The organism is Pseudaquabacterium pictum (genome assembly GCF_005403045.1).
Taxonomy (GTDB): Bacteria; Pseudomonadota; Gammaproteobacteria; order Burkholderiales; family Burkholderiaceae_C; genus Pseudaquabacterium; species Pseudaquabacterium pictum.
Genome location: NZ_BJCL01000003.1, coordinates 378,714 through 402,685, shown reverse-complemented (window position 1 = coordinate 402,685; position 23,972 = coordinate 378,714). Strand labels below are relative to the sequence as shown.

At 70.7% G+C, this 23,972-nt stretch carries 17 protein-coding genes; 3 read left to right on the top strand and 14 right to left on the bottom strand.

The window, feature by feature from the left end; all coding sequences use genetic code 11:
* The first annotated feature begins 25 nt into the window (after positions 1-25).
* A complete protein-coding gene (locus FFT10_RS08785; protein ID WP_137732417.1) occupies positions 26-691 on the top strand; it encodes a YciI family protein in 666 nt (221 codons plus the stop codon).
* Positions 692-700: 9 nt separating this feature from the next.
* On the opposite strand, the gene FFT10_RS08780 is transcribed toward FFT10_RS08785, so the two are convergent.
* The 7 genes from FFT10_RS08780 to FFT10_RS08750 form a co-directional block, all read right to left on the bottom strand.
* Complete coding sequence (locus FFT10_RS08780) at positions 701-2,200, bottom strand: M81 family metallopeptidase (protein WP_137732416.1); 1,500 nt, start codon at positions 2,198-2,200, stop codon at positions 701-703.
* Positions 2,201-2,264: 64 nt separating this feature from the next.
* Entirely contained in the window at positions 2,265-3,956 is a 1,692-nt protein-coding gene (locus tag FFT10_RS08775) for a sensor domain-containing diguanylate cyclase (RefSeq protein ID WP_137732415.1), read from the bottom strand.
* An 80-nt stretch (positions 3,957-4,036) separates the two neighbouring features.
* Positions 4,037-5,677 carry an ABC transporter ATP-binding protein gene (locus tag FFT10_RS08770; protein WP_137732414.1) on the bottom strand — a complete coding sequence of 547 codons (1,641 nt, stop codon included), beginning with the start codon at positions 5,675-5,677 and terminating at the stop codon, positions 4,037-4,039.
* Positions 5,674-6,489 carry an ABC transporter permease gene (locus tag FFT10_RS08765; RefSeq protein WP_444544324.1) on the bottom strand — a complete coding sequence of 272 codons (816 nt, stop codon included), beginning with the start codon at positions 6,487-6,489 and terminating at the stop codon, positions 5,674-5,676. The genes FFT10_RS08770 and FFT10_RS08765 overlap by 4 nt, the downstream gene beginning before the upstream one ends.
* A 118-nt stretch (positions 6,490-6,607) precedes the next feature.
* Positions 6,608-7,549, bottom strand: a complete 942-nt coding sequence (locus tag FFT10_RS08760; protein ID WP_137732412.1) for an ABC transporter permease — start codon at positions 7,547-7,549, stop codon at positions 6,608-6,610.
* A gap of 59 nt (positions 7,550-7,608) precedes the next feature.
* On the bottom strand, positions 7,609-9,195 hold the full coding sequence (locus FFT10_RS08755; protein WP_137732411.1) for an ABC transporter substrate-binding protein: 1,587 nt from the start codon (positions 9,193-9,195) through the stop codon (positions 7,609-7,611).
* 152 nt (positions 9,196-9,347) lie between these two features.
* The gene (locus FFT10_RS08750) at positions 9,348-10,805 is read right to left on the bottom strand and encodes a M81 family metallopeptidase (protein WP_137732410.1); all 1,458 of its coding nucleotides are present in this window, start codon (positions 10,803-10,805) and stop codon (positions 9,348-9,350) included.
* A 165-nt stretch (positions 10,806-10,970) separates the two neighbouring features.
* Between FFT10_RS08750 and FFT10_RS08745 the strand changes: the two genes are divergently transcribed.
* Entirely contained in the window at positions 10,971-11,834 is an 864-nt protein-coding gene (locus FFT10_RS08745) for a transglutaminase-like domain-containing protein (protein ID WP_137732409.1), read from the top strand.
* Between the two features lie 15 nt (positions 11,835-11,849).
* Here the strand turns inward: FFT10_RS08745 and asd are convergent, their stop codons facing one another.
* The 4 genes from asd to FFT10_RS08725 form a co-directional block, all read right to left on the bottom strand.
* A complete protein-coding gene (asd, locus tag FFT10_RS08740; protein ID WP_137732408.1) occupies positions 11,850-12,704 on the bottom strand; it encodes an archaetidylserine decarboxylase in 855 nt (284 codons plus the stop codon).
* A gap of 95 nt (positions 12,705-12,799) precedes the next feature.
* Positions 12,800-14,821, bottom strand: coding sequence for a toll/interleukin-1 receptor domain-containing protein (locus FFT10_RS08735; RefSeq protein ID WP_162520723.1), 2,022 nt, complete (start codon positions 14,819-14,821; stop codon positions 12,800-12,802).
* A 136-nt stretch (positions 14,822-14,957) separates the two neighbouring features.
* Positions 14,958-15,746, bottom strand: a complete 789-nt coding sequence (locus FFT10_RS08730; protein ID WP_137732406.1) for an SDR family oxidoreductase — start codon at positions 15,744-15,746, stop codon at positions 14,958-14,960.
* A 37-nt stretch (positions 15,747-15,783) separates the two neighbouring features.
* Positions 15,784-16,680: a DMT family transporter gene (locus FFT10_RS08725; RefSeq protein ID WP_137732405.1), complete on the bottom strand. Its 897-nt coding sequence runs from the start codon at positions 16,678-16,680 to the stop codon at positions 15,784-15,786.
* Positions 16,681-16,766: 86 nt separating this feature from the next.
* Between FFT10_RS08725 and FFT10_RS28580 the strand changes: the two genes are divergently transcribed.
* Positions 16,767-19,877: an ATP-binding protein gene (locus FFT10_RS28580; RefSeq protein WP_137732404.1), complete on the top strand. Its 3,111-nt coding sequence runs from the start codon at positions 16,767-16,769 to the stop codon at positions 19,875-19,877.
* 86 nt (positions 19,878-19,963) lie between these two features.
* On the opposite strand, the gene FFT10_RS08715 is transcribed toward FFT10_RS28580, so the two are convergent.
* The 3 genes from FFT10_RS08715 to tfpB form a co-directional block, all read right to left on the bottom strand.
* Positions 19,964-21,475 (bottom strand): tripartite tricarboxylate transporter permease, encoded by a 1,512-nt coding sequence (locus FFT10_RS08715; protein WP_137732403.1) that lies wholly within the window; start codon positions 21,473-21,475, stop codon positions 19,964-19,966.
* A gap of 10 nt (positions 21,476-21,485) precedes the next feature.
* The gene (locus tag FFT10_RS08710) at positions 21,486-21,950 is read right to left on the bottom strand and encodes a tripartite tricarboxylate transporter TctB family protein (RefSeq protein ID WP_137732402.1); all 465 of its coding nucleotides are present in this window, start codon (positions 21,948-21,950) and stop codon (positions 21,486-21,488) included.
* Between the two features lie 163 nt (positions 21,951-22,113).
* Positions 22,114-23,964, bottom strand: coding sequence for a type IV pilus assembly ATPase TfpB (gene tfpB / locus FFT10_RS08705; protein WP_137732401.1), 1,851 nt, complete (start codon positions 23,962-23,964; stop codon positions 22,114-22,116).
* Positions 23,965-23,972: the final 8 nt, after the last annotated feature.

Sequence of the window (23,972 nt, the reverse complement as noted above, 5' to 3'; positions counted from 1 at the left end):
GTCAGCCGGGCGGATGCTGAAGACCATGCAACGCCGCACCCTCTGCCTGGCGCCGCTGTCGCTGCTGGCGGCCTGTGCCACGCCACCCGCCGCGGCGCCGTCCGACCTCTGGTTCATCCTGCTGGAGGCCGGCCGCCCCACCCCGCCCGACAAGGCCGCGGTGGCCGCGATGCAGACCGGCCACATCGACAACTTCAAGCGCCTGTTCGCGCAGGGCCGGCTGCTGGCGGCCGGGCCGCTGTCCGACCCCGGCGGCCCGCGGCGCGGCATCGTGGTGGTGCGGGCCGACAGCCTGGCCATGCTGACCGGCTACTTCGAACCCGACACCTATGTGCGCGAGGGCCACATGACGCTGAATGCCCGCCGCGCCGTGGCCCACCGGCCGCTGCACACCGAGGGCATCGACGCCAGCCGCATCGAGGAGGTGCGCATCGTGCTGATCGGCCGGCCTGCCGGACCCGATCCGTCGGCCGACCGCCGCAGCGCGCTGCTGCGCGGGCTGGTCGATGCCGGCCGGCTGGGCGCCTGGTACACACTGGCCGACGGCCCGGTGGCCGAGGTGCTGCTGGCCCGCGGCACCGACTCTGCCGCGCTGCAGTCGGCGCTGGCGCCCTACGCCGACGCCGGCCCAGCTGTCCGGGTGGAGGTGCTGCGGCAGTGGATCGCGCCGGGCGTGGTCGGCCCGCGCTGAGAAACCATCTCAGGGCCGCGTGCGGATGCCCGCGCCCAGGTGCTTCCACGGCAGGTCACCCGGATCGGCGGCCATCGGCCCGGCGGCCTTGGCCACCAGCACGCTGCTGGCGACGGGCGTGAAGTCGGCGCGGAAGTGGTTGCTGCTCTTGACCACGATGATGCGCATGGCCTCGGCGGTGATGCCCACCATGCGCAGCAGCTCGCGGTCGAGCAGCTGCTTCTTGCCGCTGACCACGGCCACCAGGATGCCGTCGATCTCCAGGCAGGCACTCGGCCCCAGGTTGACGGTGACGCCACGCATCATCGGGCCCTTCAGCGTCACCCGGCCGTCGCTGACCGCGCGCACCTTGAAGCGGCCGCGCACCGGCGGATCGCTCAGGCCACCGGCGAAGGTGGGCACCGCGGTGCCCAGCGCCAGGTCCAGCTCGGCGCCCACACCGGCCTCCAGCGCGGCACGGCCGGCGGCAGCGTCGAACACCATGCCCAGCGCCACCTGGCCCGGGAAGCGCCTGCCTGCGCCCTGGGCGATCAGCGCGTGCAGCAGGCCGGTGGTGTTGCTGTCGCCGCCGGCGCCGGGGTTGTCCTGGGTGTCGGCGATGACCACCGGCTTGCCGGCCCGGTCGGCCAGCGCCAGCGCCTGGCTGACGGCCTCGCGCGCCGGCAGGATCTGCTGCTGCCACTGCGCCGGGTCGGCCACCAGGGCGTAGAGCTGCTCCACCGCCGCTTCGGCGTGTTCACCATGGCCCCAGACCATCGGCGCGCATTCGTCGAAATCGCTGGCCGGGAAGCCCATGCAGAAGCTCAGCACCGTGCCGTGGCGCTTGTCCAGTTCGGCCAGCGCGGCGTACAGGTCCTGGGCGGGCTGCATCCAGGTGCTCTGCGCATTCAGCGGGATCAGGAAGGGCAGGCGCCGCGCATGCTGCGGCTCGCGCTGGCCGGCCTTCAGGCGGCGGGCCAGCAGCTGCGCCGCCAGCACGCCGGTGTCGGCCATGTCCACATGCGGATAGGTGCGGTAGCTGACCAGCGCATCGGCCTCGCGCAGCATGCGGTGGGTGACGTTGGCATGCAGGTCCAGGCTGGCCACGATGGGCAGCTTGGGGCCGACGATGGCACGCAGCCGGCCCAGCAGCTCGCCCTCGCTGTCGGCCGCATGCTCGGCCACGGCGGCGCCGTGCAGATCGAGGTAGATGCCGTCCAGCCCGCCGGCGGCAGCGGCGCGCACGTCGGCCACGATGGTGTCGGCGATGCGCTCGAAGGCCTCGCGGGTGACGAAGCTCGACGGGATGGCACCCGCCCAGCACGAGGGCAGCAGCGTCCAGCCATGCGCCTTGGCCGCATCGATGAAGCCGCCGATGGGGATGTTGACACCGGTCATCGCGTCCTGCATCGCCCGGCCCTGGCTGAAGGCAGGAAATGAATCACCACGGGTGAAGGCGGCCCAGTCGGCCAGGCTGGGCGCGAAGGTGTTGGTCTCGTGCTGGAAACCGGCGATCAGGATGCGGGGCATGGTGGAACGGGTCAGTGGACGGGCGCCGGCAGTATCGCCCGCCGGATGGTCTGGCTGGTGCGGCTCAGCTGCGGTCGGCCACGACCCGGTCGCGGCCCTGGGCCTTGGCCGCGTACAGCGCGCGGTCGGCAGCCACCATCAGGCGGTCGATGTCGGGTTCGCCATGGCCGAGGCCGGCCCATCCCGCCACGCCGATGCTGACCGTGAACGGCAGCGCTTCGCCGGCCACCTGGGCCGGCTGGGCCTGGATGCGCTGGCGCAGGCGCTGGGCCAGCACCACCGCACCGTCCAGCGTGGTCTGCGGCAGCAGCGCCGCGAACTCCTCGCCGCCGACACGGCCGAACACGTCGCCCTGGCGCATCACGCCCTCGGCGGTGGCGGCAAAGCTGCGCAGCACCGCATCGCCACCGGCATGGCCCAGGCGGTCGTTGACCGACTTGAAGTGGTCCAGATCCATCATCAGCAGCGCCACCGGCGTGCCGTGGCGCAGCGCGCGTGACAGCTCGTCGGACGCCAGGTCGGTGAAGCGGCGGCGGTTGAGCACGCCGGTCAGCGCGTCGGTGTGGGCCAGCCCCTCCAGCCGCACCTCGGTCTCCTTGCGGCGGGTGATGTTCATGCGCAACCCGGCCACGCGCAGCGGCTCGCCGTCGGGTGCGCGTTCCACCACCCGGCCGCGGGCCTGCATCCACACCCAGTGGCCCTGCTTGTGGCGGATGCGGAATTCGGCCTCGAAGGTGCTGGTGCTGCCCAGCAGGTGGGCCTCCCAGGCCAGGATGCGGGCGGTGGCATCATCGGGATGCACCAGCGCGTCCCAGGCATCCAGGGTGTCGGGCACGTCATCGCGGGCGTAGCCCAGCATGGCATGCCAGTGGCCGTTGACCGAGCTCATGCGGCCGGTGCGCAGGTCGGCGTCCCAGAACACCAGGTCGGCGTCCATCATCGCCAGGTCCATCAGCGCGGTCAGCTCCTGCTGCCGCTGCTGGTAGCGCAGCTCTTCGGTCACGTCCGACAGCACCGACAGGTGCACACCCGGCAGCACATTGGCCACGGCGTTGTAGAGCGCATCGACCTCGCTGCCGTCCTGACGGCGCAGGCGCACCCGGCCGCGGGCGCTGCCGCTCTGACGGAACTTGGCCCAGGTGGTGGGCGTGTCGGAGCGCTCGGGCACCACCAGCTCGGCCACCTGGCGGCCCACCAGCTGCGCATGGCTGTAGCCCAGCAGTGTGCAGGCGGCGGGGTTGGCGTCGATGTAGCGGCCATCGTCGCCAGCCAGCAGGATGGCATTCAACGCATGCTGGAAGATTGCCGTCAGCCGCGCCTGCGATTGCGCCAGCGCCTGCTCGGCGCGGTAGCGCTCGGTGATGTCGCGCCAGCGCACCACCAGGGCCGGCACGGCGTCCGGCACCTCCAGCGGCGAGACCTGGCGCTCGAACACCCGGCCGTCGCGGAGCACCAGGGTGTCGAACACCCGGCTCTGGTCGGTGGCCAGCAGGGCTTCCATGCCGTCCAGGTAGGCCTGCGGGTCCTGCAGCATGCCGGCGGTGTGGCGGCGCCACTCCATCGCGTCGCGCCGGGCCAGCATCGCATCGCTGAAGTTCAGCAGGTTGCGGTAGGCCCGGTTGTAGGCCAGGATGCGGCCATCGCGCGACAGCACCAGCACGCCGTCGGGCGCCGACTCGAACGACGCCCGCACCATGGCCGCATCGGCCTGCGGATCGGCCAGGGGCCCGAAACCGCCGGCCGGGCTGTCAGCCACGCTCAGCAGCGGCCACGGCCGGTCCGCAGTGTGTTTGCATGCTGCCCCACCATGGCGACGGTCGGCTTCGGCGTGCCCCGTCAGGCGGTGCCGAAGGCGAAGTCGCGGCCCGGTGCGGCCGCGAACAGCGCCTGGGTGTAGGCATGCTGTGGCCGGCCGAAGACCTGGTGCGCCGGGCCGTACTCCACCACCTCGCCCTTGCTCATCACCGCCAGGTGGTCGCAGACCTGGCTGGCCACCCGAAGATCATGGGTGATGAACAGCATGGCCAGGTTCAGACGGCTGCGGATCTCCTCGAACAGCTGCAGCACCTGGGCCTGCACCGACACATCCAGCGCGCTGACCGCCTCGTCGGCCACCAGCAGTTCGGGCTCCATCATCAGGGCGCGGGCGATGCAGATGCGCTGGCGCTGGCCGCCGCTGAACTGGTGCGGATAGCGGTCCATCGCGCTGCCGTCCATGCGCACCAGGGACAGCAGGTCGCGGGCACGCTGCATGGCGGCCGTGCGGCCCAGGCCGTAGTTCATCGGGCCCTCGATCATGGCCTCGGCCACGGTGCGGCGCGGGTTCAGCGAGCGGTACGGATCCTGGAAGACGATCTGCACCCGCTGGCGCAGCGGCCGCAGGCGGGCGGCCGACATCATCGCGATGTCCTCGGCCTGTTCGCCGGGGCGGTCGCCGCCCAGCATCACGCTGCCGCCGCTGGGGTCGATCAGCCGCACGATGCAGCGCGCCACGGTGGATTTGCCCGAGCCGGATTCACCGACGATGCCCAGCGTCTGGCCACGCTTGATCTCGAAGCTGACCGCCTTGGCCGCATGCACGTTGCGCGCGGCACCGAACCAGCCCTTGCTGCTGTAGACCTTTTCCAGTCCCTGCACCTTCAGCACCACCGGTGCGGCGGGGTCGCTGGGGCGCTCCTTCAGGTGCAGCGTGGGCACGGCGGCCATCAGCATGCGGGTGTAGTCGTGCTGCGGCCGCTGCAGCACATCGGCCTTGGGGCCGATCTCGACCAGGTCGCCCAGGCGCAGCACCGCCACGCGGTGGGCCACCTCGGCCACCACGCCGAAGTCATGGGTGATGAACAGCACGCCGGCGCCGTGGCGGTGCTGCAGGTCCAGCACCAGCTTCAGGATCTGCGCCTGGGTGGTGACGTCGAGCGCGGTGGTGGGCTCGTCGGCGATCAGCAGCACCGGGTCGAGCACCAGGGCCATCGCGATCATGATGCGCTGGCGCTGGCCGCCCGACAGCTGGTGCGGGTAGCTGGCCACCATGCGCTCGGGGTCGGGCAGCAGCACCTCGCGCACGATGTTCAGCACCTTCTCGCGCCGCTCGGCCTGCGACAGGCTGGTGTGCTGGCTGAGCACCTCGTCGATCTGGTCGCCGCAGGTCATGACCGGGTTCAGGGCCGTCATCGGCTCCTGGAAGATCATGCTCATGCGGGTGGCGCGCAGTTCCCGCAGGCGGCTCAGCGGCGCATGGGTGATGTCCTCGCCTTCGAGCAGGATCTGCCCGCCCTGCACCGGCAGGCTCTTGGGCAGCAGGCCCATCACGCTCTGCGCGATGACGCTCTTGCCCGAGCCGGATTCACCGACCAGGCAGACGATCTCGCCGCGGCCGACGCTGAAGGAGACATTGCGCACCGCGGTGGCACGGTCGCCGCCCGCGGGCAGCGCGATGGTGAGGTTCTTGACCTCGAGGATGGGGCCGGCGCTGCTCATCCGCGTTTCGCCATCTTCGGGTCGAGCGTGTCGCGCAACCCATCGCCCAGGATGTTGACCGCCAGCACCGTCACCGCCAAGAAGATGCCCGGGAAGAAGATGTTGTGCGGGTACTCGTTGAACTGTGCCCGGCCTTCGGCCATCACATTGCCCCAGGTCGGGATGTCCGGCGGCAGGCCCACGCCCAGGAACGACAGCGCCGCCTCGGTCAGGATGCCGGCGGCGCAGATGAAGGTGCCCTGCACCACCAGCGGCGCCACGGTGTTGGGCAGGATGTGCCGGCCCATGATCTTCCAAGTGGGCGTGCCCAGCGAGATGGCGGCCTCCACATAGGGCTCTTCACGGATGGTCAGCACCAGCGAGCGCACCAGCCGCACCACCCGCGGGATCTCGGGGATGGCGATGGCGATCACCACCGTCGTCAGGCTGCCGCGCCACATGGCCACCAGGGCAATGGCGATCAGGATCGCGGGGATGGCCATCACGCCGTCCATCACCCGCATCAGCGGGCCGTCCAGCCAGCGCAGGAAGCCGGCCAGCAGGCCCAGCACGATGCCGAAGGCCAGCGCCACCAGGGCGGTGAACAGACCGACGATCAGCGACACCTGGGTGCCGTAGATCACCCGGCTGTAGATGTCGCGGCCGAAGCTGTCGCTGCCCATCAGGAAGCGGTGCTTCAGCTGCTCGCCTTCCAGCGTGGTGATCTCGCCGGTCTTGCCGGGCAGCAGGTCGCGGCTGGCGGGGTCGAACAGCGACGGGTCCACCGTGCCCAGCCAGGGCGCAAACAGCGCCACCAGCACCAGCAGCAGCATCACCGTGCCGCCGATGCGCACCGACAGGTTGCGCCGCACCCGTTGCCAGGCACTGAGCTGCACATGGACCGTCGCGCTCTCGACCGACAGCGCCTCGAAGTCTGGAGTGGCGGCCATGTCAGTAGCGGATGCGGGGATCGAAGAAGACGTACGACAGGTCGACCAGCAGATTGACCATCACGTAGATGAAGGAGAACAACAGGATCACGCCCTGGATGGTGGGGAAGTCGCGCGCCAGCACCGCGTCCACCGTCAACCGGCCGAGGCCGGGAATGGCGTAGACCGATTCGGTGACCACCACGCCGCCGATCAGCAGCGCGACGCCGATGCCGATGACGGTGGCGATCGGCACCGCGGCGTTGGCCAGCGCATGGCGCATCAGCACCGCCACCTCGGGCAGGCCCTTGGCGCGGGCGGTGCGGATGTAGTCCTCGCCCAGCGTCTCCAGCACGCTGGCGCGGGTGACCCGGGCGATCAGCGCGATGTAGACCAGGCTCAGCGTGATGGCCGGCAGCACCAGGTGGTACAGCCAGGGCCCGATGCCGTCGCCGATGCGCTTGTAGCCCTGCACCGGCAGCCAGCCCAGGTGCAGCGAGACCAGCCAGATCAGCAGGTAGGCGCTGACGAACACCGGCACCGAGAAGCCCAGCACCGAGAAGGCCATCAGCCCCTTGTCCAGCCAGCCGCCGAAGCGCCAGGCCGCCAGCACGCCCAGCGGCACGGCGATCAGCACGGCCAGGGTGATGGTGATCGCCGCCAGCGAGACGGTGGGCTCCAGCCGCTGGCCGATCAGCGTGGTGACGGCGGTCTTGTAGTAGTAGCTCTGGCCGAGGTCGCCCTGCAGCAGGTGGCCGGCCCAGATGAAGAACTGCTCGGGGATGGAGCGGTCCAGCCCCAGGCTGGTGCGGATCTGGGCGATCTGTTCGGTGCTGGCGGCGTCGCCTGCCAGCACGGCGGCCGGGTCCCCGGGCGTGAGCCGGAGCATCAGGAACACCAGCACGGAGACGATCAGCAGGACGGGCAGCGTGGACAGCAGCCGCTTGACAAGGAAGTTCAGCATCGGGTTGGTGGCAGCTGGCCCGGGGCCGCCTCAGCGGCGGCCCCGGTGCGCGGCAGGCCTCACTGCTTCTTCAGGTTCCAGTAGATGTTGCCGTTGGTGACGAAGAAGCCGCTGATGTTCTTGCGCGCGGCCATCGGCTGCATGTACTCGCCCAGCGGCGCATGGGTGGCCACCTCGTAGGCACGGGCGTGCAGCTGGTCGGCCAGCTTCTTCTTCTGGCCATCGTCGGTGGCGCGCATGAACTCGTTGCGGATGGTGACCATCTTGTCGTCCGAGGCCCAGCCGAACCAGCCCGACTTCTCGCCGCGGGTGTCCATCGTCGGGTTGGCGATCGGGCTCCAGACGTCGAAGGTCTGCCAGGCGGTCAGGAACATGTGCCAGCCGCCCTTGTCCGGTGCGTCCTTCTTGGCGCGGCGGCCAACCAGGGTCTGCCAGTCCATGGCCTGCAGGTCGACCTTGAAGCCGGCCTGGCGCAGCAGCTGGGCGGCCACGTCGGGCAGCTTCTGGATGCTGGCCAGATCGGTGGGCTTCATGATGACGATGGGCGTGCCGTCGTAGCCGCTGGCCTTGAGCAGGTCCTGCGCCTTCTTCATGTTGCTCTTGCCCTGGATGTCGCTGCCGGCGGTGGTGCCGTAGGGCGTGCCGCAGATGAACATCGAGTAGCAGCTCTTGTACAGCTCCTTCACGCCGACCTGGGCGCGCAGGAAGGGCTCCTGCGTCATCGCGGCAATGGCGGCCTGGCGCACCTTGGCATTGTCGAAGGGCTTGTGCAGGTGGTTGAAGCGCGCCATGTACTGCAGGCCGTAGGTGGCGTACTTCGGCATCTGGATGTTGGCGTCGGCCTTGGCGGTCTCGAAGTGGTCGAAGCCCAGCGCCTCGATGATGTCGACCTCGCCCTTCTGCAACGCATTGACCTGGGCCTGCGCATCACGCAGCGCCAGGTTCCATTCCACCCGGTCGACGTAGACGTTCTTGCCGCCGGTGGTGCCCGACGGCGGCTCGCTGCGCGGCACGTACTTCGGGTTCTTCAGGTAGACGGCCTTGTCGCCGGGCTTGAACTCGTCGCGCTTGAAGATGTAGGGGCCCGAGCCGATGTGCTCCTCGATCTGCTTGAAGGCATCGGTCTCGGCGATGCGCTTGGGCATGATGAAGGGCACGTTGGAGCTGGGCTTGCCCAGCGCCTCCAGCATGAAGCCGTTGGCCTCGCCCAGGAAGATGCGGAAGGTGTCGGGCGTGGGCGAATCCATGCGCTGGATGAACTGGAACAGCGCCGAGCCCATGGCATCCCGCTTGCCCCAGCGGGTGAGCGAGGCGATCACGTCCTCGCCGGTCACCGGCTTGCCGTCGTGGAATTCCAGGCCCTTGCGCAGCTTGAAGGTCCACAGCCGCTTGTCGGGGCTCTCGGTCCAGCTCTCGACCATCTGCGGCTTGACCTTGGCGTTCTCGTCGGTGCCGAACAGGGTGTCGTAGATCATGTAGCCGTGGTTGCGGCTCATGTAGGCGGTGGTCCAGATCGGGTCGAGGATGGCCAGGTTGGAGTGCGGCACGACACGCAGCACGGTGCCCTGGGCCAGGGCCGGCAGCGCGGTGGACAACGACAGCACGGACAGTGCGGCAGCAGCGGCCAGGCGACGGTTCAAGTTCATGTGAGTCAGGCTCCGGAAGAAGTCGGGCAAACCGGGCAGGCTGCCCGGATCGGCGCCGCAACGCTAACCGATTCCGGCAGCCCGATCGCTCGGGGTTTTCTCAAACTGGACAGCAAGTCCTGCGCCAGCCCGCCGCGGTCCAGGGCCCCGGCTCAGGCATCGATCGGCCAGCGCGGCCGGCGGATGTGCCGGTAGGGCAGCTGGCGCAGATCGGCCGACACCGTGCCCGGTGCGGCGCAGTACAGCACCTGCACCGCCAGCGGCGCATAGGCCGCGCGGAAGTGCTGCGACGACTTCACCACCACGATGCGCTGCGCGGCCAGGTCGCAGCCCAGCTGGGTGAACAGGTCGGTGCCCATGGCCTGGCTGCGGCGGCTGATCAGCACGACCTGCACGCCGTCATCACCGCCGATCCGCACCAGCGCGCAGTCGCCCAGCGGCTGGGTCGTGCCGGCCAGCGCCGACATCGCCATGTCGCGCTGCAGCGCCAGCACGGTGCAATCGGCATCCAGCGGTGCACCGGACAGCGGCCCGACCTTGCCGCCCAGGCGCAGCGGCAGCCGCGCGCCGATGCCGGCCTCGAAGGCGATGCGCACCGCCTGCGGATCCCACAGCGGGCCCAGCGCCGCTCTGCGGATGCCGCGCTCGACCAGGCGGCGCAGCACGAAGGTGCTGTCGCCGGCCGCACCGCCGCCGGGGTTGTCGGCGCTGTCGGCGATGACCACCAGGCCGGGCGGCGCAGCCAGCGCCGCGTCCAGCGCGGCATCGATGCCCAGCCAAGGTGTCTCCAGGTCGTCGCGCAGGGCCACCAGCTCATCGGCCAGCTGGCGGGCCAGGGCATCGCCGACATCGGGCCGGCCGTCGGTGTAGACCAGCACCTGGGTGCCCATGTCGGGCACGTCGCCCCAGGGAAAGCCGTGGGTCAGGCTGATCGACAGCACGCCGTCGCGGCCCTCCAGCGCCTGCAGCCGCTGAACGAAGCCCTGCGCCGGCTCGCGGGTGGTGTGCACCATCACGGCCATGCCGGTGTCGACCACCGAGGGCACCGGCCGCCGGCCATGGGCCACCTGGGCGGCGCACAGGTCGACCAGTTCCTGCGCCCGCTCCAGGATGTCGGTGTGCGGGTACTGCTTGAAGGCGATCAGCAGGTCGGCCTGGGCCAGCATGGCGCGGCTGAGGTGGTGGTGCGGGTCCAGCTCGGCGCCGACCACCACGCCGGGGCCGACGATCTGCCGCACCCGGGTGAGCAGGTCGCCCTCGCAGTCGGGGTAGCCGTCGGCCACCATCGCGCCGTGCAGGCCCAGCAGCACCATCTGCACCGGCAAGGCGGCACGCAGGTCGGCCAGGATCTGGTCGCGAAGCGTCTCGTAGGCCAGGCGGGTGGTGGTGCCGCCGGGCTGGGCCGCGGCCACCAGGCCCTCGACCACCGTCCAGCCCAGCGTCTGCGCCCGCTGGCGGGCGGCGTGCAGCGGGCCGGCGAACATGCTCATCGCGGCCGGATGGGCGCCGCCGGGAAAGTAGCCACCCTCGTCGCGGAACGACGCCAGCCCGGTGGGCATGGGCGCAAAGGTGTTGGTCTCGGTGGCCAGGCTGGCAGTGAACACGCGCATGGAAGTCGGCATCGGCAGAGTACGGAGCCCCACGCTAGCCCAGGCCCGGTCGCAAGGTCAATGCTGGTGCACACCGGCCCGCGCAGGAACGGTGTTACGGTCGAGTAAATCCAGGACCCCCATGAAAACCCTCAGACCGTTGCAGCACCCGACGAAGCTGCGCCCATGATCCGGCTGCGCCTGCAACTGGAACTGGATTACCTCGTCGCCCCGCCGGGCTGCGACTTCATCTTCAACATCCATGCCGCGCACACCGCCCGCCAGGTGGTGCTGCAGGAGCAGCTGACGCTGAGCCAGGATGTCCCTTCGCGCGTGGACACCGACCCGGCGACCGGCAACCGCTACCTGCGGCTGAGCGCCCATGCCGGGCCGCTGCGGGTGGGCTACAGCGCCACCGTCGACCTGGTGCACCACAAGGCCTGGCCGGCGGCCATTGCCGAAACGCCGGTGGCCCAGCTGCCCACGCCGGTGCTGGGCTACATCTACCCCAGCCGCTACTGCCAGAGCGACCGCCTGACCCGCCTGGCCACGCGGGAGTTCGGCCAGCAGTGGCAGGGCCACGGCCGGGTGCAGGGCATCCGCGACTGGGTGCTGCAGCGCACCGCCTTCACGCCCAACACCAGCAATGCCAACACCTCGGCGATGGACACGCTGGTTGACGGCGTGGGCGTCTGCCGCGACTTCGCCCACCTGATGATCGCGCTGTGCCGGGCGGTGAACATCCCGGCGCGCTTTGCCACCGGCATCGACTACGGCGCCGACCCGGCCCTGGGCCCGACCGACTTCCATGCCTACGTGGAGGCCTACCTGGACGGCCGCTGGTACATCTTCGACCCCTCGGGCACCGCCATCCCGATGGGCTTCGTGCGCTTCGGCACCGGGCGGGATGCAGCGGACGTGGCCTTCGCCACCATCTTCGGGCCGGTGCAGTCGTCGGCGCCGCGCATCACCATCGAGGTCCTGGCGGGCGATGATGGCCGGCTGGAGATGCCCTGGCATTGCGCCGAGGCCTTGTCGACCGACGGCTGAGCCGAGGCGCCGGACTCAGGCCGCCATCGCCTGGCCCATGCGGATGGGGCCACCGGGTGCCCAGGCCGGGTTGAACCGCAGGCCCTGCATCTGCGCGCGGGTGAACAGCATCACCACGGTCGATCCCAGCAGGAAGCGGCCCATCTCGGCGCCGCGGTCGAGTTGCACGGCCTGGTCGCCGGTGTAGTGCCAGTCACGCACCGTGCCGGGCCGCGGCGGGTTCACCAGGCCATGCCACACAGTGGCCATGCTGCCGACGATAGTGGCGCCCACCAGCACCAGCACGAAGGGCCGGCCGGCCGCATCGTCGAACACGCAGACCACCCGCTCGTTACGGGCGAAGAGTCCGGGCACGCCGCGGGCGGTGGTCGGGTTCACCGAGAACAGATCGCCCGGCACATGGAGCATGCGGCGCAGCCTGCCGGCGCAGGGCATGTGGATGCGGTGGTAGTCGCGCGGGCTGAGGTACAGCGTGGCGAAGTCGCCATCGGCAAACGGCGCGGCCAACGCCGCGTCGCCACCCACCAGCGCGGTGGCGCTGTAGCTGTGGCCCTTGGCCTGGAACACCTGGCCCTGCTGCACCGGGCCGAACTGGCTGATCGCGCCATCGACCGGGCACAGCAGCGGCGCATCGGCCAACGGGCGAGCGCCGGACCTGAGCGCGCGGGTGAAGAAGTCGTTGAAGCTGGCGTAGGCCTCGATGCGCGGGTCGGCGGCCTCGGCCATGTCGACGCCATAGCGGGCGACGAAGCGGCGGATCAGCGCGGTGGTGAAGGCGCCACCACGGCGCCGCGCCACGGCGCCAGCCAGCTGGGTCAGCGCCTGCTTGGGCAGCAGGTATTGCGGCAGGACGGCAAGGCGGTCGGACACGGGCGGTGGGGCAACGGCGGCGGGGCGCCAGTGTATCGGCGCCGGTGGGCATGGCGGGCCCGGCGCGGACCACGGGCTGCGGCGGCAGCAGGCCCTCAGACCGCCGGCAGCTCCCAGCTCACCGCCAGGCCGCCGCGCGGCAGGTCGAACACCGAGAAGATCAGGTCTGCCAGCAAGGCCACCACCTCGTCGACATCGGCCTCGCCCGCCGGCCCGAAGCCGCGGGCAAAGGCCAATCCCTGCCCGGTGAGCACCTGGAAGCCCAGTTCATCGGTGAGCCGCTTGCGGGCCGGGTGGGCCAGGCTCAGCACCTGCGGCAGTTCCTTGTTGCCCCACACGGCCACCAGCAAGTCGCCGGAATCACCGACGAAGGCACACAGCAGGTCGGCCCGGGCATCACCGGCCAGCGCGAACACCCGCAGTTCGGACCCGACGCTGCGGTCGTAGAGCAGGCGGCTGATGCTGTCGTTCAGATCGGCCTTCATGTCGGCCAGCAGGTGGCTCCAGACGGCCTGCTCCTGGGCCTGCGCGCCCGCGGGGGCGACGATCACCGGGCCGGCATGCACGGACTGCGCCGCTGGCGGCGCCTCAGGCACGCTGGCCGCGGCATCAGCAGCGTCGATCAGCCGCTGCAGGATGGAGGTCAGCAGCGTCGCCAGATCGGACGTGGCCACGCTGCACGGCACGTAGAGCACTGTGCCGTTGGGTGCGACCACCTGGGTCTTGTCCTTCACCGTGAAGACTTCGCCACATTGGGCCATGAGCACCATGTCCGACCACTGCAGATGGAAGTCCTTGGTGTCCCCATGGTCGTGGTGGTAGTCGATCCCGATCGGCCCGATCAGCAGCGCGTCGCTGGCCGATCCGAAGACCGTGAGGTCGAGCAGACCGAGCACCGGCTCGTCCGATGGCACGTTGCAGGACCGGCGTGCCCGGTCGAGCTTGGCGGCGGGAATCTTCGGCGCCACATGCAGGTCGCCGCCATGGCCGCACTCGGCAAGGACCGTGGCCACCACCTCGACGACGTCGACGTCGGCCAGCAGATCCTCCTGCTCGGCGGCCACCGGGGCGGGCGCAGGCACAGGCGCATCCAGGATGCCGAAGATGTCGTCCAGGTCCGCTGGCGGAAGCGGCGCCGGCGCAGGCGGTGGCTCGGGCAGCGCCGCCGCCGCCGGCGGGACCTGAGGCACCGGCGGGGCCGCAGCCATGGGTGGGGCGGCTGGCACTGGCGGCGCCGGTGGGGCAGGTGGTGCCGGGGGCACCACGGGCGCCGCGGCAACCGCCTCTCGCGCCCGCTGGTGGCGTGCCTCGGCCTCGGCCAGGATCGGCGCCTCCACGCGGTCGGCATCCTCGTCCTTCAGGCCGAGGTCGCGCCGGCGCAGCTTCAGGTCTTCACGCAGCTGCTCGCCGATCGGGTATTCCTCGTCGATCACCTTCAGCAGGGTGCGCTTGTAGCGCTCCAGATCCTCGCTGTACTTGGTCAGCGGCTCGGCCGCCTTGGCCTCGATCGCCCGCGCCTCGGCTGGCGTGAGCTTCAGGTCGTCGCGCAGCTCGTCCAGCGTGTCGCGTTCGACCGGCGAGATGCGGCCGTCCGACAGCATCTCCAGCACCTTGGTCTGGTAGCGCTCGCGGGCAGCGTCGCGCTGCAGCGCCTGCTGGCGGCGCAGCTCCAGCACCCGCATGGCCTCCTCGCGGATGCCTTCGGCCACGATGACGTAGGCCTCATCGCGGTCGGCCCAACCGTTGATGGCCTTCTTGTCGCGCGGCAGGCTCTGCAGGTGGGCCACCGGCGAGGCGCTCCAGGTGAAGGTGCGCAGCACCACCGGGATCACCACCGCCTCGCCCGCGGCATGGCGCGCCAGCGCGGCCGGGATCTCGTGGACGGCGCAATAGTCGGACGCGAGGTAATCGGGGCTGAGCAGCAGCACGATGATGTCGGCAGCGCGCAGCTTGGACTGGATGGCCGCATCCCATTCGGTCCCGGCGCTGATCTTGCGGTCATGCCAGGCGGCGATCAGCCTGTCGCGGCGCAGCGGCGCCAGGTGCACGTCCAGCGCGTTGCGCAGTTCTTCGTCCTTGTGTGAATAGGAGAAGAAGACCGAGACCGAATCCACCACCGCGTTCCCCTCGTGCCGGACTGCAGGCCGGCTCCCGTCGATCCATTGGACGGTCAAGCACCGCGGGCGTCAAGGCTGGCAAGCGCCCATGCGGCGCCGTCCGCCTGCCGTGCAGTGGACGCGGCCCGGCGCGCGGTCAGTAGGTGCCCGGGTAGGCGCCGCCGTCGATCAGCAGGTTCTGGCCGGTGATGTAGCCGGCCTGCAGGCTGCACAGGAAGGCGCACAACTCGCCGAACTCGGCCGGCGTGCCGAAGCGCTGCGCCGGCACCAGCACGCGGCGGCGGTCGGCCAGTTCCTCGGGCGACACGCCGGCCTTGGCGGCATTGGCCTTGAAGCCCTGCTTGAGCCGGTCGGTGTCGAAGGAGCCGGGCAGGATGCTGTTGATCGTCACGCCGCGGCCGGCCAGCTGCGGCTGGCGGGCCACGCCGGCGACGAAGCCGGTCAGGCCGCTGCGGGCACCGTTGCTCAGGCCCAGGAAGTCGATCGGCGCCTTCACCGACGACGAGGTGATGTTGATCACCCGGCCATAACCCCGTGCCGCCATGGCATCGACCGTGGCCTTGATCAGCTCGATCGGCGTGAACATGTTGCCCTCCACCGCGGCCAGCCAGGCGGCGCGGTCCCACTGGCGGAAGTCGCCCGGCGGCGGGCCGCCGGCGTTGTTGACCAGGATGTCGACCTGCGGGCAGGCGGCCAGCGCCGCGGCGCGGCCGGCCTCGGTGGTGATGTCGCCGGCCACGGTGCGCACCTGCACGCCGGGGGCCATCCGGCGGATGTCGGCGGCCGTGGCTTCCAGCGCCTCGGCACCGCGCGCGGTGATGACCACGTTGACGCCTTCGCGCGCCAGCGATTCGGCGCAGCCGCGCCCCAGCCCCTTGCTGGCGGCACACACCAGCGCCCACTTGCCTGCGATGCCCAGATCCATGCGTGCTCTCCTCGTTGGTTGGATGAATCGGTGAAGCCTACCGTGTGCGCGCCAGCAGCGCCACGCCGCCCAGCACACACAGCGTGCCGGCGGCCACCCAGGCGGTGAACGGTTCGCCCAGGATCAGCACGCCCATGGCGATGGTGGTCACCGGCCCGACCATGCCGTATTGCGCCGCCTTGGCCGAGCCGATGCGCTCGATGGCCATCATCACCATCAGCACCGGCAGCACGGTGCACAGCGTGCCGTTGACCAGGCTCAGCCACAGCACCGGCGCCGGGATGTCGGCCACGCCCGCCAGCGGCCGCAGCAGCGCGAACTGCGCCAGGCACAGCACGCAGGCCACTGCGCTGGCCCAGCCGGTGAGCCGCAGCGCGCCGATGCGCTGCACCACCTCGCCGCTGTAGAGCAGGTAGCCGGCGTAGCTGAGCGTGCTGGCGACCACCAGCGCCGTGCCCAGCGCCACGCGCGGGCCCTCCAGCGTCAGCTCGTGGCCGAACACCAGCACCAGGCCGAAGTAGGCCAGCGCCATCGCCAGCCACTGCCGCGCGCTGGCCCGGCGGCCATACAGCGCCCAGGACAGCAGCAGCACCACCGACGGCGTCAGGTACAGGATCAGCCGCTCCAGACTGGCGGTGATGTGCTGCAGGCCGAGGAAGTCGAGAAAGCTCGACAGGTAGTAGCCGCTGAAGCCCAGCGCGGCGGCGATCCAGCGGTCGCGCCAGGGCAGCGGCGTGCGGCCGCGGCCGGCCCACCAGCACATCAGCAGGAAGAACGGCAGCGCCACCGCCATGCGCAGCATGATCAGCGTCACCGCATCCACGCCATGGCGGTAGGCCAGCTTGACGATGATGGCCTTGCCGGAGAAGGCGACCGCGCCGGCCATGGCCAGCAGCGGGCCCACCCAGCGGGCCTGCAGTGGCAGCGTGGTCATGCCGGGATTCTAGGGAGCCCGTGCCCAGCCGGGCCACGCCGGCTGCTGCGCCATACTTGCCGGCACTCGACAGCAGCAACAACAACATGAACGAGTCGTCCACCACGGCCAACGCCCTGCCCCGCACCGAACCCGAGACCGACAGCCTCGCCCACATCGTCCTCCGCGGCCTGGCCCTGGCCGTGCTCTGCGCGGCCCTGCAGGCGCTGCTGCCGGCCTACACCCTGGGCACGGCCATGCTGGTGCCACTGTCGGTGGTGCTGGGCGTGGCCGCCGCGGCCGCCATCGCCCGCGGCCGCTGGACGGTGCCGGCCGCGCTGGCCGGTGTGCTGGTGGCCGACCTGGCGGTGCGCGGCATCGCCTGGCAACCGGCCCTGCTGGCCACTGCGGTGCTGGGCCTGCAGGCCACGCTGGTGGGCTGGCTGATGCGCCATGCCGCCGATCCCGACCTGCTGCTGCTGGACACCTGGCCGCGGCTGCGCCGCCTGGTGCTGGTGGCGGCGCCGGCAGCGGCCGCACTGGGCGTGCTGGGCGGCGCGCTGGGCACCTGGGTCCAGGAGACCGTCACGGCGGCCCAGCTGCGGCCGCAGCTGGCCGGCGCGGTGGGCCGGTTCATCGCCGATGCGGCCGGCATCATCGTCACCGCCCCGGTGCTGCTGTGCTGGCTGGCCCGCCCCGCGGCCCCCTGGCGGCCACGCCGCCGATTGGTGGCGCTGCCGCTGGTGCTGATGGTGGCCGTGCTGCTGCCGGGCCTGCACCAGGTGGCCAGCCGCGACGAACAGCGCCTGCAGGTGTACTTCGACCGCGAGGCCAACCTGCGCCGGGTGCGGGTGCAGCAGTTGCTGGCCACGCCGATGGATGCGGTGCTGACGCTGCGCGGCGTGCTGACCGTGGCCGGCGGCCAGGACACGGCCCTGTTCAACCAGCTCAGCAACGGCTGGATGGGACGCATCGCCGGCCTGCGCGCCACCGGATGGCTGGAACGCGGCAGTGCAGACGGTGAACTGTTGCTGCCCCATGCGGTGCAGCAGACCGGCGAAGCCACTGCCCTGCCCGCACTGCGGCCCGGCGCCAATGGCCAGCTGCAGCCCGATGCCGGCCTGGCCGCGGCCGTGGAGCGGGCGCTGGCAGGGCCTGGCCAGCCGGTGCTGCACCCGCTGGTGGCGGCCGCACCGGCCGCAGCCCAGCTGCTGGTGCTGCAGGGAGTGGCCCCGGCGGCGGCCGGCAGTGCGGCCACCCGGCTGGTGTTTGCCCGGGTCGACGCCCATGCGCTGCTGGCCCCGGTGCTGCCCGACGACGACGACCCCAACCTGCGCGTCTGCCTGCTGGAGGGCAACAGGGATGCCGGCAAGGGCAGCCGCCAGCGCCTGGCCGGCCCCCGTGGCTGCGAGGCCGACGTGCCGGCACGCGCGCTGCGGGCAGCGGCCTATGCGCTGACCGTGGGCGAGCAGCGGCTCGACCTGCTGGTCACCGAGCCGCCCACTGCCGACAACCGGCTGTTCACTGCCGTGTGGCTGCTGGCCCTGCCAGCGGTGGCCGGCATGGCCATGCTGGGCGCGCTGCTGCTGGCACTGAGCGGCCGGCTGCGCCGCATCGAGGACCGGGTGCAGGAGCGCACCGCCGCCCTGCGGGCCGAGGTCGACGAACGCCGCCAGGCCGAGGCCCGGCTGGCCGTCAGCGAGCAACGCTTCCGCGCCATCTTCGACGGCGTGAACATCGGCGTCACCGTGGTCGACCCGGCCGGCCGCATCACCGAGGTCAACCCCGCCTTCTGCCAGATGATGGGCTGCCCGCCGGACGCGCTGCTGCAGCGCCCGCTGGCGGACTTCCGCCTGCCCGACGTGGCCGAGGACGACGGCACCGCCGCGGCCATGGGTGGCGGCCAGGCGCGGCGCCAGCGCTTCCTGACGCCCGACGGCCGGGTGCTGCAGGTGGCCGCCAGTCTGCGCACCCTGCACGACGCCAGCGGCGCGCCGGTGGCCACCGTGGGCGCACTGCAGGACCTGACCCAGGTGCTGCGCCTGCGCGAGGCCGAACGCGAGCGCGACCAGGCCGAGGTGGCCAGCCGCACCAAGAGCGACTTCCTGGCCCGGCTGAGCCATGAGCTGCGGGCACCGCTGAATGCCATCCTCGGCTTTGCCCAGATGCTGGGCAATGACGACATGGCCGGCGGCGAAGGCCTGCAGCCGCAGCAGCGCCACGGCCTGGCGCAGATCCGCCAGGCCGGCTGGCACCTGCTGGACATGATCAACGACGTGCTCGACCTCTCGCGCATGGAGGCCGGCGGCCTGCGGCTGACGCTGGAACCGGTGTCGCTGCCCGACGTCGCGCAGGAGGCCATGGCCATGGTCGAGCCGGCGGCGCAGCAGGCGCAGGTGCAGGTTGAACTGTCGCTGAGCCCGCAGGCCGAATGGGTGCAGGCCGACCCGGTGCGGCTGCGCCAGGTGCTGGTCAACCTGCTGGGCAATGCGGTGAAGTACAACCGCCGCGGCGGCCAGGTGGTGCTGCGCACCCGGCCGGGCGCGGTGGGCGAGGTCAGCATCGAGGTGGAGGACACCGGCATCGGCATGGACGCAGACCAGCTGGGCGCGCTGTTCACGCCGTTCAACCGCCTGGGCCGCGAGCAGAACGGCGTGCCCGGCCAGCCCGGCAGCCAGGGCACCGGCATCGGCCTGGTGATCTGCCGCAAGCTCACCGAGCTGATGGCTGGCACGCTGGAGGTCAGCAGCCAGGCGGGCCAGGGCTCGGTCTTCAGCCTCGCCCTGCCACGGCCGGCCGGAGAGCCACAGCGCACCGTGGTCAATGCCGGCGCCCTCCGGCTGCCGCAGGTGAGCATCGGCAAGGTGCTCTACATCGAGGACAGCACCGCCGACACCACCGCCATGCAGGCCCTGCTGGCCCAGCGCCCGGGCGTCACCCTGGTGTGCGCCGGCACCGCCACCGAGGGCCTGGCCCTGGCCGCCGACGCCGACCTGGTGCTGCTGGACCTGGACCTGCCCGACCACCCCGGCATCGAGGTGCTGCGGGCGCTGCGCGCCGACTCACGCTGGAAGACGCTGCAGGTGATCGTGGTCTCGGCCGAGAGCCGCCCACAACGCATCGACGAGTGCTTTGACGCCGGCGCCTCCCAGTTCCTGACCAAGCCGCTGGATGCGCAGCAGGTCTTGCGCGCGGTCGACGAGGCGCTGCGCCACTGATCCACCGGGCGGCACGCCGAACGCGCCGAGCAGAAGTGCCGACGGCCCCTTGCGGGGCCGTCAGACAGACAAGTGCAACGCCGGCGTCAGTCGTCGACGAAGGCTTCCCGGCGCTTGGCCTTGATCGAGGGCAGCATGACCACCACCACCATCAGCAGCGCAGCTGCCAGCAGCGCTGCCGACAACGGCCGGGTGGCGAAGGTGGTCCAGTCGCCGCGCGACAGCAGCAGCGCGCGGCGCAGGTTCTCCTCCATCATCGGGCCCAGGATGAAGCCCAGCAGCAGCGGCGCCGGCTCGCAGCCCAGCTTGTAGAAGGCATAGCCCACGACCGCGAAGATGGCCGTCATGTACACGTCGAACGGGTTGTTGTTCAGCGTGTAGCTGCCGATGCAGCAGAAGGTGACGATGGCCGGGAACAGGAAGCGGTAGGGCACGGTCAGCAGCTTGATCCAGATGCCGATCAGCGGCAGGTTCAGGATCACCAGCATCAGGTTGCCGACCCACATCGACGCGATCAGGCCCCAGAACAGTTCGGGGTTGCTGGTCATCACCTGCGGGCCGGGCTGGATGCCCTTGATCGTCATGGCGCCCACCATCAGCGCCATCACCGCGTTCGGCGGGATGCCCAGCGTCAGCATCGGGATGAAGCTGGTCTGCGCGCCGGCGTTGTTGGCAGCCTCGGGGCCGGCCACGCCGCGGATGTTGCCCTGGCCGAAGGGCACCTGGTCGGGGCGACCGCGCATCTTCTTCTCGAGCGTATAGGCCGCGAACGAGGCCAGCAGTGCACCACCGCCGGGCAGGATGCCCAGCAGCGAGCCCAGCGCGGTGCCGCGCAGCACGGCGGGCGCGGCATCCTTGAAGTCCTGCGCGTTGGGCCACAGACCGGTCACGTTCTTGGTGAACACCTCGCGCGACTCGGCCGGGCGGCCCAGGTTGGAGATGATTTCGCCAAAGCCGAACACGCCCATCGCGATGGCCACGAAGCCGATGCCGTCGGTCAGCTCGGGGATGTCGAACGAGAAGCGCGGCACGCCGGAGATCACGTCGGTGTTGATCTGGCCAAGCAGCAGGCCCAGGATGATCATCGCGATCGCCTTGACCAGCGAGCCCGAGGCCAGCACCACCGCGCCGATCAGGCCCAGCACCATCAGGCTGAAGTATTCGGCCGGGCCGAACTTGAAGGCCACTTCGGTCAGCGGCGGCGCGAAGGCCGCGATGATGATGGTGCCGACGCAGCCAGCGAAGAACGAGCCCAGGCCCGCAGCAGCGAGCGCGGCCCCTGCCCGGCCTTTTCTGGCCATCTGGTAGCCGTCGATGGCCGTCACCACCGAGCTGGATTCACCCGGCACGTTGATCAGGATGGCGGTGGTCGAGCCACCGTACTGCGCGCCGTAGTAGATGCCGGCCAGCATGATCAGCGCCGGCGTGGCGTCCAGCGCGTAGATGCTGGGCAGCAGCATCGCGATGGTGGCCACCGGCCCCAGGCCCGGCAACACGCCGATCAGGGTGCCGAGCACCGCACCGCCGAAGGCGTACAGCAGGTTGGTCAGCGTGAAGGCCACGCCGAAGCCCAGCACCAGGTTGTTCAAGAGTTCCATGATCGGCTCCTCAACCGGTGATGAACGACGGCCACAAGGGGATGACCAGACTGAGCCCCTTGATGAAGATGAGCCACGAGCCCAGGGTCAGCACGACCACGCTGATCACCGAGTCCTTCCAGTGCCATTCGTCGCCGGCCAGGGCCGAGATGATGATCAGCAACGGCAGCGACAGGATCATGCCCAGCTTGGGCAGGATGAAGCCGAACATCACCACCGAGCCGGTGATGATGATCAGCGGCTTCCAGGCGATGGCGCCGATGCGGTCGCCATCTTCGGTTTCGACAGTGATCGAGGCGAACCACACCAGGGCGCCCATGATGGCCAGCAGGATGCCCAGGCCGAAGGGGAAATAGGCCGGGCCGGGGCGGGCCGACGAGCCGAAGCTGTAGTTGGTGGCACCCCAGGCAAAGCCCAGGCCGATCGCCACAAACATCAACCCTGACCAGAAGTCTCTCTGGCTCTTGATTTTCATGGGGGAGTTCTCCTCGAGACGGCGTTTCAGTTGTGCCGGATTCTAGGGAGGCCCCCCCATGGGGCCGGTGTGGTTTCCACGTAAGCCCGGGCCCCATGCACCCGGGGGTGTCGCTGCCGGGACAGGCCGGCCGCGCACCCCGCGCGACCTCGGTGCACGGGCCTCAGGATTCGGACCACGCGGGCGTGGCCCGCAGCACCTCGTCGACCGTGGTCTGGCCCTCGGCCACCTTCATCATGCCGGCCAGGCGAAGCGGCCGCATGCCGTCCTTCACCGCATGCCGGCGCAGCGCGGCCATGTCATGGGCCGGGTGCACCGCGCGGCGCGCCTCGTCGCCCAGCACGAGCAGCTCGTACAGGCCCACGCGGCCGCGGTAGCCGGTCTGCCGGCAGGCCAGGCAGCCCACCGGCTTGTAGGGCCGCACGCCGCCGGCAAGGCGCCAGGGCTGGGCCAGGGCATCCAGGGTCTCGCGGGTGGTGGTCTCGTCGCGTGCCTTGCAGGCCGGGCACAGCGTGCGCGCCAGGCGCTGCGCCAGCACGCCGATCACCGTGGCCGAGATCAGGTACGGCGGCACGCCCAGGTCGATCAACCGGGTGATGGCCGAGGCGGCATCGTTGGTGTGCAGGGTGCTGAAGACCAGGTGGCCGGTCAGCGCAGCCTGGATCGCCATCTCGGCGGTGGCCAGGTCGCGGATCTCACCGACCATGATGATGTCCGGGTCCTGCCGCATCAGCGCCCGCAGGCCCTCGGCAAAGCCCATGTCCAGCGCGGCCTGCACCTGGGTCTGGTTGAAGGCAGGCTCGATCATCTCGATCGGGTCTTCCACGGTGCAGACGTTCACCGCATCGGTGGCCAGGCTCTTGAGCGTGGAGTACAGCGTGGTGGTCTTGCCGCTGCCGGTGGGACCGGTGACCAGGATGATGCCGTGGGCCTGGCCGATCAGCTGCGCCCAGCGCTCGCCGTCATGCGCCGAGAAGCCCAGTGCCTCGACGCTCTTGACCACCGTCTCCGGGTCGAACACCCGCATCACCATCTTCTCGCCGAAGGCGGTGGGCAGGGTCGACAGGCGCATCTCGACCTCGTCGCCAGCGCCTTCGGCCGTGTCGGGACGCTTGGTCTTGATGCGACCGTCCTGCGGGCGGCGACGTTCCACCACGTCCATGCGGCCCAGCAGCTTGATGCGTGCGGTCATCGCATTCATCACCGTCAGCGGCACCTGGTAGACGGTGTGCAGCACGCCGTCGATGCGGAAGCGGATGGCGCCCATCTCGCGGCGCGGCTCCAGGTGGATGTCGGAGGCGCGCTGGTCGAAGGCGTACTGCCACAGCCAGTCGACCACCTGCACCACGCCCTGGTCGTTGGCATCGAGCTGCTTGTTGGCCTTGCCCAGCTCCACCAGTTGCTCGAAGCTGGCGGTGGCTGCGGTCTCGCCGCTCTTCTGCGCATTGCGCACCGAGCGGGCCAGGTTGTAGAACTCGCTGGTGTAGCGGGCCACGTCCTCGGGGTTGGCGATCACCAGCTTGACCCGGCGGCGGCTGTGCGACTCGATCTCGCTGACCCAGCCGGTGTCGAAGGGCTCGCTGGTGGCCACCGTCACCGCATCGGCCGCCACGCTGACCGGCAGCACCTTGCGCATCTCGGCGTACTGCAGGCTCATCACCTCGGCCACGCGGCCCACATCCACCTTCAGCGGGTCGATGCGCAGGTAGGGCAGCTGCACCCGCTGGGCCAGCCACTCGGTCAGCGCCTCGCAATCGAGGCTGCGGCCCTGGTGCTGCAGCCCGGCACCGCCCAGGCGCACCAGCGCATGCAGGCTGCTGGCACCGCCGCCGAAGCGGCGGATCACGCGCTGAGCATCGTCGTCGCTGACCAGGCCATCGTCGCGCAACCAGCCCAGCAGCTGGTGCCAGTCCAGGCGGCCGCGGGGACGCGCGGCGTCCAGCCTGGGGGCAGCCGGAGCGGCAGCAGACACGGGTGCGGCCGGTGGCCGCTGGCGGGGGGCGATGGACGTCATGCAGGAGC

Excerpts from the sequence above, each read along its gene's own strand:
- FFT10_RS08785 (WP_137732417.1), top strand. The coding sequence starts at position 26 with ATGCAACGCCGCACCCTCTGCCTGGCGCCGCTGTCGCTGCTGGCGGCC.
- FFT10_RS08780 (WP_137732416.1), bottom strand. The coding sequence starts at position 2,200 with ATGCCCCGCATCCTGATCGCCGGTTTCCAGCACGAGACCAACACCTTC.
- FFT10_RS08770 (WP_137732414.1), bottom strand. The coding sequence starts at position 5,677 with ATGAGCAGCGCCGGCCCCATCCTCGAGGTCAAGAACCTCACCATCGCG.
- FFT10_RS08765 (WP_444544324.1), bottom strand. The coding sequence starts at position 6,489 with ATGCTGCTGCTGGTGCTGGTGGCGCTGTTTGCGCCCTGGCTGGGCACG.
- FFT10_RS08760 (WP_137732412.1), bottom strand. The coding sequence starts at position 7,549 with ATGCTGAACTTCCTTGTCAAGCGGCTGCTGTCCACGCTGCCCGTCCTG.
- FFT10_RS08755 (WP_137732411.1), bottom strand. The coding sequence starts at position 9,195 with ATGAACTTGAACCGTCGCCTGGCCGCTGCTGCCGCACTGTCCGTGCTG.
- FFT10_RS08750 (WP_137732410.1), bottom strand. The coding sequence starts at position 10,805 with ATGCGCGTGTTCACTGCCAGCCTGGCCACCGAGACCAACACCTTTGCG.
- FFT10_RS08745 (WP_137732409.1), top strand. The coding sequence starts at position 10,971 with ATGATCCGGCTGCGCCTGCAACTGGAACTGGATTACCTCGTCGCCCCG.
- FFT10_RS08730 (WP_137732406.1), bottom strand. The coding sequence starts at position 15,746 with ATGGATCTGGGCATCGCAGGCAAGTGGGCGCTGGTGTGTGCCGCCAGC.
- FFT10_RS08725 (WP_137732405.1), bottom strand. The coding sequence starts at position 16,680 with ATGACCACGCTGCCACTGCAGGCCCGCTGGGTGGGCCCGCTGCTGGCC.
- FFT10_RS28580 (WP_137732404.1), top strand. The coding sequence starts at position 16,767 with ATGAACGAGTCGTCCACCACGGCCAACGCCCTGCCCCGCACCGAACCC.
- FFT10_RS08715 (WP_137732403.1), bottom strand. The coding sequence starts at position 21,475 with ATGGAACTCTTGAACAACCTGGTGCTGGGCTTCGGCGTGGCCTTCACG.
- FFT10_RS08710 (WP_137732402.1), bottom strand. The coding sequence starts at position 21,950 with ATGAAAATCAAGAGCCAGAGAGACTTCTGGTCAGGGTTGATGTTTGTG.
- tfpB (WP_137732401.1), bottom strand. The coding sequence starts at position 23,964 with ATGACGTCCATCGCCCCCCGCCAGCGGCCACCGGCCGCACCCGTGTCT.